The sequence below is a fragment of the Streptomyces sp. A 4/2 genome, assembly GCF_940670765.1.
Lineage (GTDB): Bacteria > Actinomycetota > Actinomycetes > Streptomycetales > Streptomycetaceae > Streptomyces.
Window position 1 is genome coordinate 120,256 of sequence record NZ_CALNVW010000007.1, and the last position, 16,036, is coordinate 136,291.

Annotated in this window: 10 protein-coding genes and 1 pseudogene; all 11 read right to left on the reverse strand. The window is 70.7% G+C overall.

Annotated features, from left to right (window positions below; all coding sequences use genetic code 11):
- Positions 1–107: 107 nt before the first annotated feature.
- Positions 108–4,181: an Rne/Rng family ribonuclease gene (locus tag NBY69_RS04545; RefSeq protein ID WP_250298420.1), complete on the reverse strand. Its 4,074-nt coding sequence runs from the start codon at positions 4,179–4,181 to the stop codon at positions 108–110.
- Between the two features lie 284 nt (positions 4,182–4,465).
- Positions 4,466–5,299 carry a TIGR03936 family radical SAM-associated protein gene (locus NBY69_RS04550; protein ID WP_250298421.1) on the reverse strand — a complete coding sequence of 278 codons (834 nt, stop codon included), beginning with the start codon at positions 5,297–5,299 and terminating at the stop codon, positions 4,466–4,468.
- A 338-nt stretch (positions 5,300–5,637) separates the two neighbouring features.
- Positions 5,638–7,563: a TIGR03960 family B12-binding radical SAM protein gene (locus NBY69_RS04555; protein ID WP_250298548.1), complete on the reverse strand. Its 1,926-nt coding sequence runs from the start codon at positions 7,561–7,563 to the stop codon at positions 5,638–5,640.
- A gap of 52 nt (positions 7,564–7,615) precedes the next feature.
- Positions 7,616–8,545: pseudogene (locus tag NBY69_RS04560) on the reverse strand (CHAD domain-containing protein); the annotation flags it as partial.
- A gap of 30 nt (positions 8,546–8,575) precedes the next feature.
- Positions 8,576–9,766, reverse strand: coding sequence for a rod shape-determining protein RodA (gene rodA, locus NBY69_RS04565; protein ID WP_250298422.1), 1,191 nt, complete (start codon positions 9,764–9,766; stop codon positions 8,576–8,578).
- A 4-nt stretch (positions 9,767–9,770) separates the two neighbouring features.
- The gene (gene mrdA, locus NBY69_RS04570) at positions 9,771–11,945 is read right to left on the reverse strand and encodes a penicillin-binding protein 2 (protein WP_250298423.1); all 2,175 of its coding nucleotides are present in this window, start codon (positions 11,943–11,945) and stop codon (positions 9,771–9,773) included.
- A 126-nt stretch (positions 11,946–12,071) separates the two neighbouring features.
- The gene (mreD, locus tag NBY69_RS04575; RefSeq protein WP_250298424.1) at positions 12,072–12,743 is read right to left on the reverse strand and encodes a rod shape-determining protein MreD; all 672 of its coding nucleotides are present in this window, start codon (positions 12,741–12,743) and stop codon (positions 12,072–12,074) included.
- A gap of 11 nt (positions 12,744–12,754) precedes the next feature.
- On the reverse strand, positions 12,755–13,711 hold the full coding sequence (gene mreC, locus NBY69_RS04580; protein WP_250298425.1) for a rod shape-determining protein MreC: 957 nt from the start codon (positions 13,709–13,711) through the stop codon (positions 12,755–12,757).
- A 140-nt stretch (positions 13,712–13,851) separates the two neighbouring features.
- Complete coding sequence (locus NBY69_RS04585) at positions 13,852–14,871, reverse strand: rod shape-determining protein (protein WP_250298426.1); 1,020 nt, start codon at positions 14,869–14,871, stop codon at positions 13,852–13,854.
- A gap of 288 nt (positions 14,872–15,159) precedes the next feature.
- On the reverse strand, positions 15,160–15,573 hold the full coding sequence (gene ndk / locus NBY69_RS04590) for a nucleoside-diphosphate kinase (RefSeq protein ID WP_250298427.1): 414 nt from the start codon (positions 15,571–15,573) through the stop codon (positions 15,160–15,162).
- Positions 15,574–15,685: 112 nt separating this feature from the next.
- Positions 15,686–16,033 (reverse strand): DUF4233 domain-containing protein, encoded by a 348-nt coding sequence (locus NBY69_RS04595; RefSeq protein WP_250298428.1) that lies wholly within the window; start codon positions 16,031–16,033, stop codon positions 15,686–15,688.
- Between the last annotated feature and the right edge of the window lie 3 nt (positions 16,034–16,036).

Genomic DNA, 16,036 nt, shown 5'->3' on the forward strand with positions numbered 1-16,036 from the left:
CCCGCGTGCCCGGCTGTCCGGCGATTCCGGAAAGGCGCACACAGCAGAGGTGCGGCTCCGCCAAGGAAACCGCACCTCCGGGGTGACTGCTACTTGCGCGACGGCTGTCAGTCCTCCGTGGAGGCCGAGACCGCGGACGGCGCGTCCTGCTCCGCCGCCACGGTCTTCTTGGAAGCCTTCTTGGCCGTCGTCTTCTTGGCGGCCGTCGTCTTCTTCGCCGCGGTCTTCTTGGCGGCGGCCTTCTTCGCCGGCGCCTTCTTCGCCGTCTTGCGCGCGGCCGTCTTCTTGGCCGGCGCCTCCGGCTCCGCGGTCGGGGCCTCCGCCTGGGCGGGGGCCTCGTCCGACGGGGCTTCCACCACGACGACAGCCGCTTCGGCCGCGCCCGCGGGGGCGGTGGCCTTACGGGTCGCGCGGCGGCGGGCCCGCGGCGGCGCGGGCTCGGCGACCGGCTCCGGGGCTGCCTGCGGCTCGTCGGCCACCGGGGCCGGAGCCTCCGCGACGACGATCTCGGCAGCCTCGTCGGCGACCTTGGGCGCGCCGGCCGGAGCCGTCGCCTTACGGGTCGCCCTGCGGCGCGTACGGGCCGGAGCGGCCTCCTGGACCGGCTCGGCCTCGACGACCGGCTCCGGGGTCACCGGCTCGGGTGCCACCGGCTCCTCGGCGACCGGCTCGGCCACCGTCTCCGGCTGCGCCGCCCTGGGCGCACCGGCCGGGGCCGACACCTTGCGGGTCGCCCTGCGACGGCCACGGCTGCGCGTGGCAGCCGCCTCCGCCTCTGCGGGGCTGCTGTACAGGTCCTCGTCCGGTACGAAGCTCTCCTGCGGCTCCGCGACGTCCGCGTACCCGGCCTCCGGCTCGTGGTCGTCGGCCTGGTCGTGGTCGTGGTCCTGCTCGTGCGTGTGCTCGCCGGTGTGGTCGTGGTCGCCACCCGCGGAGCCGCCCCGGCCGCGCTTCTTGGCGCGCTTCCCGCCACCGCCGCCGATCGCCGTCGGCTGCTCCATGTGCACGATCACGCCGCGCCCGTTGCAGTGGACGCAGGTCTCGGAGAAGGACTCCAGCAGACCCTGGCCCACCCGCTTACGGGTCATCTGGACCAGTCCGAGCGAGGTGACCTCGGCCACCTGGTGCTTCGTACGGTCCCGGCCCAGGCACTCCAGCAGCCGCCGCAGCACCAGGTCCCGGTTGGACTCCAGCACCATGTCGATGAAGTCGACGACGACGATGCCGCCGAGGTCGCGCAGCCGCAGCTGACGCACGATCTCCTCGGCCGCCTCCAGGTTGTTCTTGGTGACGGTCTCTTCCAGGTTGCCGCCCTGGCCGGTGAACTTGCCGGTGTTGACGTCGACCACGACCATCGCCTCGGTCTTGTCGATCACCAGCGAGCCGCCGCTCGGCAGGTAGACCTTGCGGTCCAGCGCCTTCATCAGCTGCTCGTCGATGCGGTACGTCGCGAAGACGTCCACCTCGGAGGTCCAGCGCGAGAGCCGGTCAGCCAGGTCGGGGGCGACGTGGGCGACGTAGCCGTGGATGGTGTTCCACGCGTCGTCACCGCTGACGATGACCTTCGAGAAGTCCTCGTTGAAGATGTCGCGGACGACCCGGACGGTCATGTCCGGCTCGCCGTAGAGCAGCGTCGGCGCGTTGGAACTGCCGCCGCTCTTCGCCTTCTTCTCGATGTCCTCCCACTGCGCCTGGAGCCGTTCGACGTCGCGGCGCAGCTCGTCCTCGCTGGCGCCCTCGGCGGCGGTACGGACGATGACGCCCGCGTCCTCGGGGACGATCTTCTTGAGGATGGTCTTCAGACGCGCGCGCTCGGTGTCGGGCAGCTTGCGGCTGATGCCGGTCATGGAGCCCTCGGGCACGTAGACCAGGTAGCGGCCGGGCAGCGAGACCTGGCTGGTCAGGCGGGCGCCCTTGTGGCCGATCGGGTCCTTCGTCACCTGGACGAGGACGGACTGGCCGGACTTGAGCGCGGTCTCGATACGGCGCGGCCCGTGGGCCATGCCGAGCGCCTCGAAGTTCACCTCACCGGCGTACAGGACGGCGTTGCGGCCCTTGCCGATGTCGACGAACGCGGCCTCCATCGACGGCAGCACGTTCTGGACCTTGCCCAGGTAGACGTTGCCGACGTAGCTGGTGGCCTGCTCCTTGTTGACGTAGTGCTCGACCAGGACGTTGTCCTCCAGGACACCGATCTGGGTGCGCTCGCCGTGCTGGCGGACCACCATCACGCGCTCGACGGCCTCACGGCGGGCCAGGAACTCGGCCTCCGTGATGATCGGGACGCGGCGGCGGCCCTGCTCGCGGCCCTCGCGGCGGCGCTGCTTCTTCGCCTCCATACGGGTCGAGCCCTTGATGGACTGGACCTCGTCGAAGCCGGTGCCGGGCTCGCGCTCGGCTTCCTTCTTGCGCGGCTCGCGGACCTTGACGACCGTACGCTCCGGGTCGTCGGCCACCGCGTCGGCGTCGGTGCCCGAGTCACCGCTGCGACGGCGGCGGCGACGGCGACGGCGGCTGCTGCTCGACCCGGAGGCACCGTTGTCGTCGGTGTCGGTGTCGCTGTCGCCGTGGTCGTCGCCGTCCGTGTCCTGGTCGGCGGCGTCGCGGGACTCGCCCTCGTCGGCGCCTTCGGACTCGTCGTCGTGCTGGTCGTTGTGGTGCTCGTCCGTCTCCGCGGACTCACCGCGGCGACGGCGGCGGCCACCCCGGCGGCGGCGGCGCGAGGGGCGGTCGCCGTACTCGTCGGACTCCTCGCCCCCGCCCTGCGCGTCCTCGGACTCCGGCTCTTCCTCGACGGGCTCCTCGGCCGCGGGCGCGGCCACCGGCTCGGGGGCCTTCTCGGCCTCGGCGGGCTCGCCACGGCGACGGCGACGACGGCCGCGCGAGCCGCCGTGCGACGCGGACTCGGCGGGCTCGGGGGCCTTCACGGTCTCCTCGACGCCCTCCTCCTCGTCCTCGATGTCCGTGATCTCCTCGACCGGCTCCGCGGACCTGGCAGCAGCGGCAGCAGCGGCGGTCTCCGGCGTCTGGAACATCGGCTCGGCGAAGACGGGCGCCTGGAACACGGCCACGGCGGGACGCTGCGCCCGGCGACGGGAGCGGGCCGGCTCGGCGGGCTCCGCGGGCTGCGGGGCCTTCTCCTTCTCGGCCACCGCGGTGAACTGCGGGGACTCGGCCCTGCGGCGCTTACGTCCGCGGGGCGCCGCCTCCGTCTCCTCGGCCAGCGCCTCGGCGACGGCCTCGGGCAGGCTCTCGCCCGCGGCCTCGGGCTGGGCGATCTCGGGCTCCGGGGTGGCGACGGGCGCGGTGGCACGGCGGCGGTTACGGCCGCGCGGCGCCTCGACGGGGGCTTCGTCGGCCTGCGGCGCCGGCTCTTCGGCGGCGGGCTGCTCGACAGCGGGCGCGGTCGCCTTACGGGTCGCGCGGCGGCGGGCGCGCGGCGGAGCGGCGTCCTGCGCCACCGGGGCCTCGTCGGCCGCTGCGGTCTCCGGCTCGGCGGCCACGGGCTCGGCGGCCGGGGCCTCCGCGCTCTTCGGCGCACCGGCGGGTGCGGTCGCCTTACGGGTGGCACGACGGCGGGCGCGCGGCGGGGCCGCGTCCGGGGTCTCATCGACCACAACGGCCTCCGGCTCAGCAGCGGCCACGGGGGCCTGAGTGGTCTGCGGGTCTTCCACAGGTGTGCCGGTGCCACGGGTGGCACGACGGCGGGTCCGCGCGGGCGGCGCCGCGTCGGCCTCTGTGTCCTTGGCGTCCTTGGCGTCCTTGACGGATCCGGCGGTCGCCTCGGTCACCGGTGCACCCGCGGGGGCGGAGGCACGGCGGCGGCCCCGCGGTGCGGGCTCCGCGGCCTCGGCGGTGACCGGGGTGTCGGCGATGTCCGTGGGGCGGGTCTCCGCCGGCTCGGCGGCCTTCGCGGCGCCCGCCGGAGCGGTCGCCTTACGGGTCGCGCGGCGGCGGACGGGCGGAGCCGCCTCGCCGGTCGCCGATCCGGCCGCGGTACCCTCCGCGGCCGGTATGGCCGGCGTCACCACTTCGGCCGCGTCCGCGGCGGCGTCGCGCGCACCGGCCGGGGGCCCGGCGGGGCGTGATGCCGCGCGGCGCCTGCGGCGCGGCGGCAGCGTGTCGCTGGGACTGGTCTCTTCGTTCGCTCCGGTGGTACCGGATTCGTTCGACTCAAGCATGCGGGCGGTTCTCCCGTCACGCTCCCGGGCGCCGCGTCTGTTTCCGGTCCGGCACGGTCCGCGTCTGATGCGCGGTTCCGCTCGTCCGGGGCGCGGGCGCCGCACGGGAGCTGATGTCTGGCTCGCCGGTTCCCTACGCGATGTACGTACGGCCTGGCGAAAGTCTTCTGGTCAGTGCGCTGCCCGACCCAGGTGGCTCCCGGATCCAAGGGCTGCGCTACAACGACTGTCCTTACGCGGCGGGACCGCTCCCAGGCCCTGAAGGGCCGGGGAGGCACCCCCTCCTACGCCGTCGCGGGTGTCCCCCCGGCGGAAAGCCGGTGGGAGGCCGTCCCGGCGGCCGTGGGTGGAGCGGCCGGGGCTGCCTCGCGGTCGGGCGAGAGCGGGTCGGTCACCGTGCCGGACTCCTCGTCGAAGAGCCCCTGCGCCAGCCTGGTCACCGCTGCGGGGACCGGCGGCGCGAGGTCGGCCACAGCGTGGAGACCGGACAGGACGTCGTCGGGTCGCACAGCAGGCGTCACGTGCCGAACAACCAGCCGCAGTATCGCACAGCGCTCACCCCCCGGCCTATTGACGAGGTCCGTGCCGTCCGCTCCGGTGGCGTCGGCGCGCGCACCGGGCTCGGGGCGGACGGCCACCAGCTCGGCCACGGCGCTGCGGGCGTCGAAGGTCCGCACACCGTTCTTCGTACGGCGCTGGACCTCGACGGTCCCGGCCGCGACGAAGGCCGCGACGGCCCGCTCCGCTTCCTCGAACTCGACGCCGTCCAGGCGCAGTTCCCATACGGACGCGGTCAGCCGATCGGCGAGACCCGAGGTGCGCGCCTCGACCGCGTCGGTGATGTCGAGCCCGTCGGGGAGTGATTCGTCCAGGAGCTGCCGCAGCTTCTCCGGGTCGCGCGCCTCGGTGAGCGCGATCTCCAGGAATTCGGCCTCGCTGCCGGTGCCGGTGGGTGCGGCATTGGCGTACGAGACCTTCGGGTGCGGGGTGAAGCCCGCCGAGTACGCCATGGGCACCTCGGCTCTGCGCAGTGCCCGCTCGAAGGCGCGCTGGAAGTCACGGTGGCTGGTGAACCGGAGGCGGCCGCGCTTGGTGTAGCGCAGTCGGATGCGCTGCACCGCCGGAGCGGGCGGCGGGCCTTCGGGCTGTCGCTTGCCCAGTGGTTCTTCTCCTCGGTGCGGGGCTGGCGCGGGGGACGCGCCGCCCTACGGCGGGGTTCCCGGGGTACCCGGACCGGCTCACCCCGGTCCGGCTCTGTGCCGGACAGGGAGATCTCTGGCCTCGGTACCACGTCGGGGACAGTCGTTTCTACTACCCAGAGTACGCGTACGGGGCACCACAGGTTCCCGGACCCGGACGGGCACGCTCCGCCGACCGGGGGACGCCCCGTGGTACGCCACTGCCCGGCCGCGGAGTTCCGTGGCCGGGCAGTGTGCCGGTCGGTGACCGGCGGGGGCTACTTGACGACCGTCAGCGGCAGCAGTTTCTTGCCGGTGGGGCCGATCTGGATGCTGGTGTCCATCTGCGGGCAGACGCCGCAGTCGAAGCACGGCGTCCAGCGGCAGTCCTCGACCTCGGTCTCGTCGAGCGAGTCCTGCCAGTCCTCCCAGAGCCAGTCCTTGTCGAGGCCGGAGTCGAGGTGGTCCCAGGGCAGGACCTCCTCGTACGTGCGCTCACGGGTGGTGTACCAGTCGACGTCCACGCCGAAGTCCGGGAGCGTCTGCTCGGCGGCCTTCATCCAGCGGTCGTAGCTGAAGTACTCGCGCCAGCCGTCGAAACGTCCGCCGCCCTCGTACACCGCGCGGATGACCGAGCCGACCCGGCGGTCACCGCGTGAGAGCAGGCCCTCGACGATGCCGGGCTTGCCGTCGTGGTAGCGGAAGCCGATCGAGCGGCCGTACTTCTTGTCGCCGCGGATCTTGTCGCGCAGCTTGGTCAGCCGGGCGTCGGTCTCCTCGGCGGAGAGCTGCGGGGCCCACTGGAACGGGGTGTGCGGCTTGGGCACGAAGCCGCCGATGGACACCGTGCAGCGGATGTCGTTCTGTCCGGAGACCCGGCGGCCCTCGGCGATGACGTTGACCGCCATGTCGCCGATCTGCAGGACGTCCTCGTCGGTCTCGGTGGGCAGGCCGCACATGAAGTACAGCTTCACCTGGCGCCAGCCGTTGCCGTAGGCCGTGGAGACCGTACGGATGAGGTCCTCCTCCGAGACCATCTTGTTGATGACCTTGCGGATGCGCTCCGAGCCGCCCTCGGGCGCGAAGGTCAGGCCGGACCTGCGGCCGTTCCTGGTCAGCTCGTTGGCGAGGTCGATGTTGAAGGCGTCGACCCGGGTGGACGGCAGCGAGAGGCCGACCTTGTCCTCGGTGTAGCGGTCGGCGAGGCCCTTGGCGATCTCGCCGATCTCGGTGTGGTCGGCGGAGGAGAGCGAGAGCAGCCCGACCTCCTCGAAACCGGTCGCCTTGAGACCCTTCTCCACCATGTCGCCGATGCCGGTGATGCTTCGCTCCCGCACGGGGCGCGTGATCATGCCGGCCTGGCAGAAACGGCAGCCGCGGGTGCAGCCGCGGAAGATCTCGACGGACATCCGCTCGTGGACGGTCTCGGCGAGGGGCACGAGGGGCTGCTTGGGGTACGGCCACTCGTCGAGGTCCATCACGGTGTGCTTGGAGACACGCCACGGGACACCCGGCCGGTTCGGCACGGTGCGTCCGATGCGGCCGTCGGGCAGGTACTCGACGTCGTAGAAGCGCGGGACGTACACCCCGCCGGTCCTCGACAGCCGGAAGAGCACCTCGTCACGGCCGCCGGGGCGGCCCTCCGCCTTCCAGGCGCGGACGATCTCGGTGATCTCCAGGACGGCCTGCTCGCCGTCGCCGATGACCGCGCAGTCGATGAACTCCGCGATCGGCTCGGGGTTGAAGGCCGCGTGGCCGCCCGCGAGGACGATCGGGTCCTCGACGGTCCGGTCCTTGGCGTCCAGCGGGATGCCCGCCAGGTCCAGGGCGGTGAGCATGTTGGTGTAGCCGAGCTCGGTGGAGAAGCTCAGCCCGAAGACGTCGAAGGCCTTCACGGGCCGGTGCGCGTCCACGGTGAACTGCGGGACCTGGTGCTCGCGCATCAGCTCTTCGAGGTCCGGCCAGACGCTGTAGGTGCGCTCGGCGAGGACGCCCTCACGCTCGTTCAGTACCTCGTAGAGGATCATGACGCCCTGGTTGGGCAGGCCCACCTCGTACGCGTCCGGGTACATGAGGGCCCAGCGGACGTCGCATGCGTCCCAGTCTTTGACAGTGGAGTTCAGTTCACCGCCGACGTACTGGATGGGCTTCTGGACGTGCGGGAGAAGCGCTTCCAGCCGCGGGAAGACCGACTCGACAGGCATGGTGGTGTCTCTCATGAGCGGGCAGGGGTGACCATCCAGCGTACCCCGGCGGTCAGCTGTCCGGCGCCGTCCGGAGATCCACCGCCGATGCCTTCGCCCACACCTTCGGCAGTTCCCGCTCCCGCTCGGCGGCCTGCGCCGCCTCCTGCCCGTACAGCAGTCCCCAGGTGAACGACGGCTCGCCCGCCGCCTGGGCCTGGATCGCGAGCGTCCGCAGGGCCCGGCGGGCGGTCACGCTGTCCTGGTGGTCGCCGAGCACGGTCTGGACCGCCTTCGTCCGCTGCGCGCACAGCGTGGCGGGCGGGCCCAGCGCGGGCGCCGCCGCCTCGGCCGCGTACCGGACCCGCTTGGCCGCCTTGCGCGCGTCGTGCATCGCCAGGTCCCGGGGCTCCCCCGGGGGCAGCGCCAGCGCGTGCCCGATCCGGGCCGCCAGTCTGCGGTGCGCCCGGAGTACCGCCGCGGGCAGTACCTGCGCGGCGGGGCGGTCCGCGGCGGGCAGCAGCGGCGGTGCGGTGAGCAGCGCGTCGAGGGCGTCGAGCAGCGCGGGGTAGCGCGCGCCGTCGAGTACGTCCTCCGTCCTGCGCCGGGATCCGGTCCGCCCGGCGACGGTCCAGATCCGCAGCCGGCCGCGGACCGGGCCCAGCAGGAGCGCGTCGGGGAGCGCGTCGATCCGGGCGGTCAGCCGCTCGGCGAGGACCTCCTGGTCACGGTCCACGCCCAGTTCGGCGGCGAGCCATTTGAGCTCGTCGGCGACGGGGTCCGTGACGGTCGGGTCCAAGACCTCCCGGTAGGCGCGGAAGGCGCTGCGCAGTCTGCGGGTGGCCACGCGCAGCTGGTGCACGGCGTCGGGGCGGTCACGCCGTACGGCGGGGTCGCTCGCGGCGAGCGCGGCGGCCTGGGCCCGCACGTAGGCCAGCACCCGGCCGCCCGCGGTGTCGGGCCCGGGGGCCGTCCCGCTCTCCCGCCCGCCTTCCGCCATGTCACGCACCTCACGCACCTCACACCGGAACGGTCAGGCGGACATGGGCCGTTGCACCCGGATCGACTGGAGCAGCCCGATCGCGATCCACACCGCGAACATCGACGAACCGCCGTACGACACGAACGGCAGCGGCAGTCCCGCCACCGGCATGATGCCGAGCGTCATCCCGATGTTCTCGAACGCCTGGAAGGCGAACCAGGCGATGATCCCGGCCGCCACGATCGTGCCGTACAGCTCCGTCGCCCCGCGGGCGATCCGGCAGGCGCGCCACAGGACGACTCCGAGCAGGACCAGGATCAGTCCGGCGCCGAGAAAGCCGAGTTCCTCGCCCGCGACGGTGAAGACGAAGTCGGTCTGCTGCTCGGGGACGAACTGCCCGGTGGTCTGCGAGCCGTGGAAGAGCCCCGTGCCGTGCAGTCCGCCCGAACCGATCGCGATCCGGGCCTGGTTGGTGTTGTAGCCGACGCCCGCCGGGTCCAGCGCGGGGTTGGCGAACGCGGCGAAGCGGGCGATCTGGTACTCGTCGAGCAGACCGGCCTTCCAGACCCCGATGGCGCCGACCACCCCGGTACCGAGGAGTCCGAGCACCCAGCGGTTGGAGGCGCCCGAGGCCAGCAGGACGCCGAGGATGATCATCACCAGCACCATGACCGAGCCGAGGTCCGGCATCAGCATGATGATCACGATCGGGATGGCGGCCACCCCGAGGGCCTTGACGACCGTGCGGTTGTCGGGGGTCTCCTGGTCGCCCGCGTCCACCCGGGAGGCGAGGATCATCGCCATCCCCAGAATGATCGTGATCTTGGTGAACTCGGAGGGCTGGAGGGAGAATCCGCCGCCGATGACGATCCAGGCGTGCGCGCCGTTGACGGTCTGACCGAGCGGCGAGAGCACCGCGAGGATCAGCAGGACGGAGAGGCCGAACAGTACGGGCACCGCGCCGCGCAGGGTCCGGTGGCCCAGCCAGATCGTGCCGATCATCAGGCCGATCCCGATGCCGGTGTTCATGGCATGGCGCAGCAGGAAGTAGTACTGGTCGCCGTGGGTGAGCGAGTCACGGCCACGCGTCGCCGAGTACACCAGCAGCGAGCCGATGAACGACAGCGCGAGCGACGACATGAGCAGGGGCCAGTCCAGCCTGCGCACCACGGAGTCGCGGGCGACCAGTTTGGACCAGGAGCCCTGTTCGGGCGCGTACCGCGCTACGGAGAAACCGCCCATGGTCCTAGTCCTTCCTTCCCAGCCCCGCAGCGATCTGCTGCTGGCCCGTCGGCGGCAACTTCTTCGGCGGGTTGGGGTCGTACGGCTTGACCTTCGGCGAGACGATCGAGCCGTCCTGGCTGATCTTCGGCAGGGACTTCTCGGGGTGCGGCAGCAGGGCCCTCTTCGGATCCTGGTGCCCGGAGTCGTCGAGACCGTAGAGCGCGTTGTAGATCTTGCGCACGGCGGGCCCGGATCCTCCGGAGCCCGTACCGCCCTGGGAGATCGTCATGACGATCGTGTAGTCCTTGGTGTACGTGGCGAACCACGAGGTCGTCTGCTTGCCGTAGACCTCGGCCGTACCGGTCTTGGCGTGCATCGGGATCTTGGACTGGGGCCAGCCCTGGAACCGCCAGGCGGCGGTTCCGTTGGTCGCGACGCCCGCGAGTGCGCCGTCGATGTCCTTGCGGGTCGCCTGGTCCATCGGCAGCTTGCCGTGCGACGTGGGCGCGATCTCCTGGACGGTCTTGCCGTCCGCGCTGACGATCGCCTTGCCGATGGTCGGCGTGTAGAGCGTGCCGCCGTTGGAGATCGCCGAGTAGATGTCCGCCATCTGGATCGGGGTGACGAGCGTGTCGCCCTGTCCGATCGAGTAGTTGACGGAGTCACCGGGACGCATCTGGTAGCCGTCGCGGCAGTTCTCGTACGCGATCCGCTCGACGAAGCTGCCGTCCTTCTTGCCCTGCTTGCACCACGCGGCCTTGTTCGCCGCGTAGAAGTTCTTCTTCCACTGGCGGTCCGGGACCCGGCCGTTGACCTCGTTGGGCAGGTCCACGCCGGTGGTCTTGCCGAGGCCGAACTGGTGGGCGGTCTTGTAGAACCAGTCGTTCGGCTTCTTCTTCGGGTTGATGCCCCCGTCCTTCTTCCACTCGTCGTGGGCGATCCCGTAGAAGACGGTGTCGCAGGAGACCTCCAGCGCGCGGCCGAGGGTGATGGGGCCGAAGTTCTCCGACTCGAAGTTCTGGAAGGTCTGGTTGCCGATCGAGTAGGAACTGGTGCACGGGTAGTGCCCGTTGAAGGGGTAGCCCGCGTTGACCGCGGCCGTGGTGGAGACGACCTTGAAGATGGACCCGGGGGCCGCCTGGCTCTGGATCGCCCTGTTCAGCAGGGGGAAGTCGGAGTCCTTACCGGTGAGCGAGGCGTAGTTCTTGGCGGAGATGCCACCGGCCCAGTCGTTGGGGTCGTACGTCGGGTTGGACGCCATCGCGACGACGCGGCCGGTCTTGGCCTCCATGACGACGACGGATCCCGAGTCGGCCTTGTAGTTCTCGTGGGTGACCGAGTCGTACTCCTTGCGGGCCGTCTTCATGGCCTCGTCGAGCTCGCGCTCGGCGACGCCCTGGACGCGCGCGTCGATGGAGGTGACGATGTTCGACCCCGGCTGGGCCTTGTCGCTGGCGGCCTGGCCGATGACCCGGCCGAGGTTGTCCACCTCGTAGCGGGTGACTCCGGCCTTGCCGCGCAGCTCCTTGTCGTACGTACGCTCCACGCCGGAGCGACCGACCTGGTCGGACGTCAGATACGGCGACGAGGTCTTCTTGGCCTTGTTGACCTCTTCGTCGGTGACCGGCGAGAGGTAGCCGAGCACCTGCGCGGTGTTGGCGTTGGCGGGCGCGGCGTAGCGGCGTACGGCGGTGGGCTCGGCGGTGATGCCCGGGAAGTCCTCGGAGCGCTCACGGATCTGGAGCGCCTGCTGGGTGGTGGCCTCGTCGGTCACCGGGATCGGCTGGTACGGAGAGCCGTTCCAGCAGGGCTGCTTGGTCTTCGCGTCGCAGAGCCTGACCTTGTCCAGGACGTCCTGGGGCTTCATGTCCAGGACGTCGGCGAGGCGGATGAGGACGGCCTTGCCGTCGTCCTTCATCTTGGTGAGCTTGGAGCGGCTCGCGGAGACGACGAGACGGGTCTCGTTGTCGGCGAGCGGCACCCCGCGCGCATCGAGGATGGAGCCGCGTACGGCGGGCTGGACGACCTGCTGGACGTGGTTGTTCTTGGCCTCGGCCGTGTACTCCTGGCCGTTGCGGATCTGGAGGTACCAGAGCCGGCCGCCGAGGGTGAGGAGGAGGGAGAAGACCAGGATCTGGATGACGACGAGCCGGATCTGGAGCCGCGTGGTCCGCCCGGTCTCGGGAATATTGCTCACAGCGATGCCCCACTGGTTGTCCTGCTGGGGGTTCGGGGGACGTCCCCCGGAAGGAACAGCCTCACAGCGATGCCCCCCTCGTTGTCCTGCTGGGGGTTCGGGGGTCGTCCCCCGGGACAGACAACGTCACAGCCGCTTGACCCCCTTGATGCGTCCGGCCTTCGCCGCGCGGGACCTGGCCGCCCGCATCCGCAGTCCGCCGCGCTGGCTGCCGATCTTCAGTCCGGTGCCGGCCGCCAGCCAGCCGGTCGCGACATCGCTGCCCACGCCGCTGCTCTTGCTGTCGGCGAGCGGGTCGTTCTCGGCTCGTCTCGCCAGGGCCATGATGAACGGGACGGTGAACGGCGCGAGCAGCAGGTCGTACACCGCGGCGCTGAACAGCAGGCCGATGAGGCCCACATGACGGGCGGCGGTGTCGCCGACGAGGGAGCCGACGCCCGCGTACAGCAGGGTGGAGCCGACCGCCGCGGCGACCACCACGAGCATCGGGCCCATGACGGACCTGATGCGGCCGGTCTCGGGCTTGGCGAGCCCTGCCGCGTAGCCGACGACGCACAGGACGAGCGCGTACCGCCCGGCCGCGTGGTCGGCGGGCGGGGCGAGGTCGGCGAGCAGACCCGCGCCGAAGCCGACGAGGGCGCCGCCCACGTGGCCGTAGACCAGCGCGAGAGCCACCACGGTGAGCAGCAGCAGGTCCGGTACGGCACCAGGGAGTTGAAGTCGGGCGAGCACGCTCACCTGGATCACCAGGGCGACCACCACCAGAGTGGCCGAGAGCAGCATCCGGTTGAGACGCATACGGTCAGCTCCTACTGCTGGGGGGTGTTGTTGTCCTGCTGCTGGTTGTCGGCGTTCCCCGGAGGAGTGGCCGTGACCGTGACGGTGGGGATCGGCTTCGGCTTCGCGGGCTTGGCGGGGAGCACCGTGTCGCGCGGGTTGTCACGCGGCGGCTCCACGACGACGCCGACCAGATCGAGCTTGGTGAACCCGACGAACGGACGGACGTAGACGGTCCGCGTCAGGTCACCGCCGGTCGGGTCGACACGGACGACCTGGCCGACCGGGACTCCCGGCACGAAGGGTTTGTCGTTGCTCGAACCGAAGGTCACCAACCGGTCACCCTTCTTGACCTGTGCCTTGCCGTTGAGGAACTGCACGGCGAGCGGGCGGTCGCCGCGGCCGGTGGCGAAGCCGACCTCGTCGGTCCGCTCCATCCGGGTGCCGACGGTGAAGTCGGGGTCGTTGGCGAGCAGTACGGTCGCGGTGTTCGGGCCGACCGTGGTGACCCGGCCGACGAGCCCGTCGCCGTTGAGCACGGTCATGTCGCGCTTGATGCCGTCGGAGGACCCGGCGTCGATGGTGATGGTCCAGGAGAAGCCCTGTGCGGCTCCTATGGCGATGACCTGGGCGCCCTTGATTCCGTACTGGCCCGCACCCGCGGTCTTGAGCATGCTGTCGAGCTGGCGGACGCGGCTGCGGTTGCGGTCGCTGCTGCCGAGTTGCTGCTTCAGAGCGGCGTTCTCACGCTCCAGTGCGCTGATGCGGTTGTGGCGCTCGCCGGAGTCCCGTACTGCGCCGATCGCGTTGCCGACCGGGTTCACGGCGCCCGCGACCCCGTTCTCGACCGGTCCGAAGACGGTGGCGGCGGCATGCCGGGCACCGTCGACCGGAGACGCCTCACCGCCGCGGATGTCCACAGTGATCAGCGCGAACGCGATGGCGATCAGCAGCACCAGGAGCAGCCGGCTCTCTCGTGTGTCCCTCACGTGCGGAGGCCGTGCCTTCCTCGTCGGAATGTCTATGCGTTTGTCTGTCGGTGTAACTCTGCGCCTGTCCCGGCGCTGTCTCCGCCGACGATCGGCCGTACGGGGCGGACGTGCCCCGTACGGCCGTAAGCGGTGTGCGGCTACCGGCGGGGCTGGGCGTCCAGCACCTGCTGGAGCGCCTCGAACTCCTCGACGCACTTGCCGGATCCGAGCGCGACGGAGTCGAGCGGGTCCTCGGCGATGTGGATCGGCATTCCGGTCTCGTGGCGCAGCCGCTCGTCCAGGCCGCGGAGCAGCGCGCCGCCACCGGTGAGGACGATGCCGCGGTCCATGACGTCACCGGAGAGCTCGGGCGGGCACTTGTCGAGCGTGGTCTTGACCGCGTCGACGATCGCGTTGACCGGCTCCTCGATGGCCTTGCGGACCTCGGCGGCGGAGATGACCACGGTCTTGGGCAGACCGGACACGAGGTCGCGGCCACGGATCTCGGTGTGCTCGTCCTTCTCCAGATCGAACGCCGAGCCGATCGTGATCTTGATCTGTTCGGCGGTGCGCTCACCGAGGAGGAGCGAGTACTCCTTCTTGATGTGCTGGATGATCGCGTTGTCCAGCTCGTCCCCGGCGGTCCTGATCGACTGCGCCGTGACGATCCCGCCGAGCGAGATGACGGCGACCTCGGTGGTGCCGCCGCCGATGTCGACGACCATGTTGCCGGTGGCCTCGTGGACCGGAAGTCCCGAGCCGATGGCTGCGGCCATGGGCTCTTCGATGATGTGCACCTGACGGGCACCGGCCTGCGTGGACGCCTCGATGACGGCGCGGCGCTCGACCCCCGTGATGCCCGAGGGCACACAGACGACGACGCGCGGGCGGGCCAGGTAGCGGCGCTTGTGGATCTTCAGGATGAAGTAACGGAGCATCCGCTCGGTGATCTCGAAGTCGGCGATCACGCCGTCCTTCAGCGGCCGTACGGCAACGATGTTGCCCGGCGTACGGCCGATCATCTTCTTCGCCTCGGCGCCTACGGCGAGAATCCCGCCGGTGTTGGTGTTGATGGCGACGACGGAGGGTTCGTTGAGGACGATTCCTCGACCCCTGACGTACACCAGCGTGTTGGCAGTCCCGAGGTCGATAGCCATGTCACGGCCGATGAACGACATTGAGTTCCCCTTGTTCCCCATGAGGATGCGTCGGGCCTTCCCAAGTGGAGCGATTGGCTTTTTGGTAGGCGAAGTGAGCGCTGTGGGTGTGAAGACTTCCATCGTAGTGCCGCCTGCACGGACACCGCGCGAGGGTCCTCCGCCATGTGGGCGGAACTTGTAGCCGCCTCAGTCATGGTGACGTCATGTCGGAGCGATGCGTTCCCGAAATCGCCCGGCATATGCCGAAGGGCGACCGAATTAATTCGGTCGCCCCAGCCTGTGAGCGGCTATTCGGCTGACGCCACGTCAGGATACGCCCGGAAAAAAGATCTTCAATTCTCGCTCTGCGGACTCCTCCGAGTCCGATGCGTGGATGAGGTTCTCCCGGACGATGCTGCCGAAATCGCCACGAATGGAGCCGGGCGCTGCGGCAATCGGGTCAGTGGGACCCGCCAGGGCGCGCACGCCCTCGATGACCCGCTCGCCCTCGACGACCAGGGCGACGACCGGGCCCGAGGCCATGAACTCGACCAGCGGCTCGTAGAAGGGCCGGCCCACGTGCTCGGCGTAGTGCTGCTCCAGGAGCGAACGGTCCAGGCTGCGCATCTCCAGCGCGGTGATCCTCCAGCCGGCCTTGCGCTCGATGCGGCCGACGATCTCGCCTACCAAGCTGCGCCTGACAGCGTCCGGCTTGAGAAGGACGAGGGTGCGCTGAGTCATCGCGTGCGGCTCCTTGTGGGCAAATATGTACGGGGGCACGAGGCTACAGGGAGTCACTGAGCGGGAAACACCCGGACCGGGCACTCACGCGCCGGTGACCGCCCGGCGCGTGCTACTGGGCTTCCGCCGCCTCCGCCTGGGCGGCCCAGCGGGCCTTGGCCGCGTCGATGATCCGTCCGTAGTGGACCGAGGCCCACCACAGGCCACCGAACGCGACCCCCAGGATGAACATCATCGGCACGACGAAGCCGCTCGCGATCAGCGCGATCTGGAGGGCCCAGCCGATCTGCACCGCGCCCGGACGGCTGAGCATTCCGCAGAGCAGCACCGAGAGCAGCATGCCGATGCCGCACACCGTCCAGACGGTCGCCCCCGACAGATCACCCTTCATGGCGACCAGACCGGCGAATCCGATGACGAAGAATTCACCGATCAGGGTGGACGCGCAGAGCGTACGCATGGG

Excerpts from the sequence above, each read along its gene's own strand:
- ndk (WP_250298427.1), bottom strand. The coding sequence starts at position 15,573 with ATGACTCAGCGCACCCTCGTCCTTCTCAAGCCGGACGCTGTCAGGCGC.
- NBY69_RS04545 (WP_250298420.1), bottom strand. The coding sequence starts at position 4,181 with ATGCTTGAGTCGAACGAATCCGGTACCACCGGAGCGAACGAAGAGACC.
- NBY69_RS04585 (WP_250298426.1), bottom strand. The coding sequence starts at position 14,871 with ATGTCGTTCATCGGCCGTGACATGGCTATCGACCTCGGGACTGCCAAC.
- NBY69_RS04555 (WP_250298548.1), bottom strand. The coding sequence starts at position 7,563 with ATGCCTGTCGAGTCGGTCTTCCCGCGGCTGGAAGCGCTTCTCCCGCAC.
- NBY69_RS04595 (WP_250298428.1), bottom strand. The coding sequence starts at position 16,033 with ATGCGTACGCTCTGCGCGTCCACCCTGATCGGTGAATTCTTCGTCATC.
- rodA (WP_250298422.1), bottom strand. The coding sequence starts at position 9,766 with ATGGGCGGTTTCTCCGTAGCGCGGTACGCGCCCGAACAGGGCTCCTGG.
- mreD (WP_250298424.1), bottom strand. The coding sequence starts at position 12,743 with ATGCGTCTCAACCGGATGCTGCTCTCGGCCACTCTGGTGGTGGTCGCC.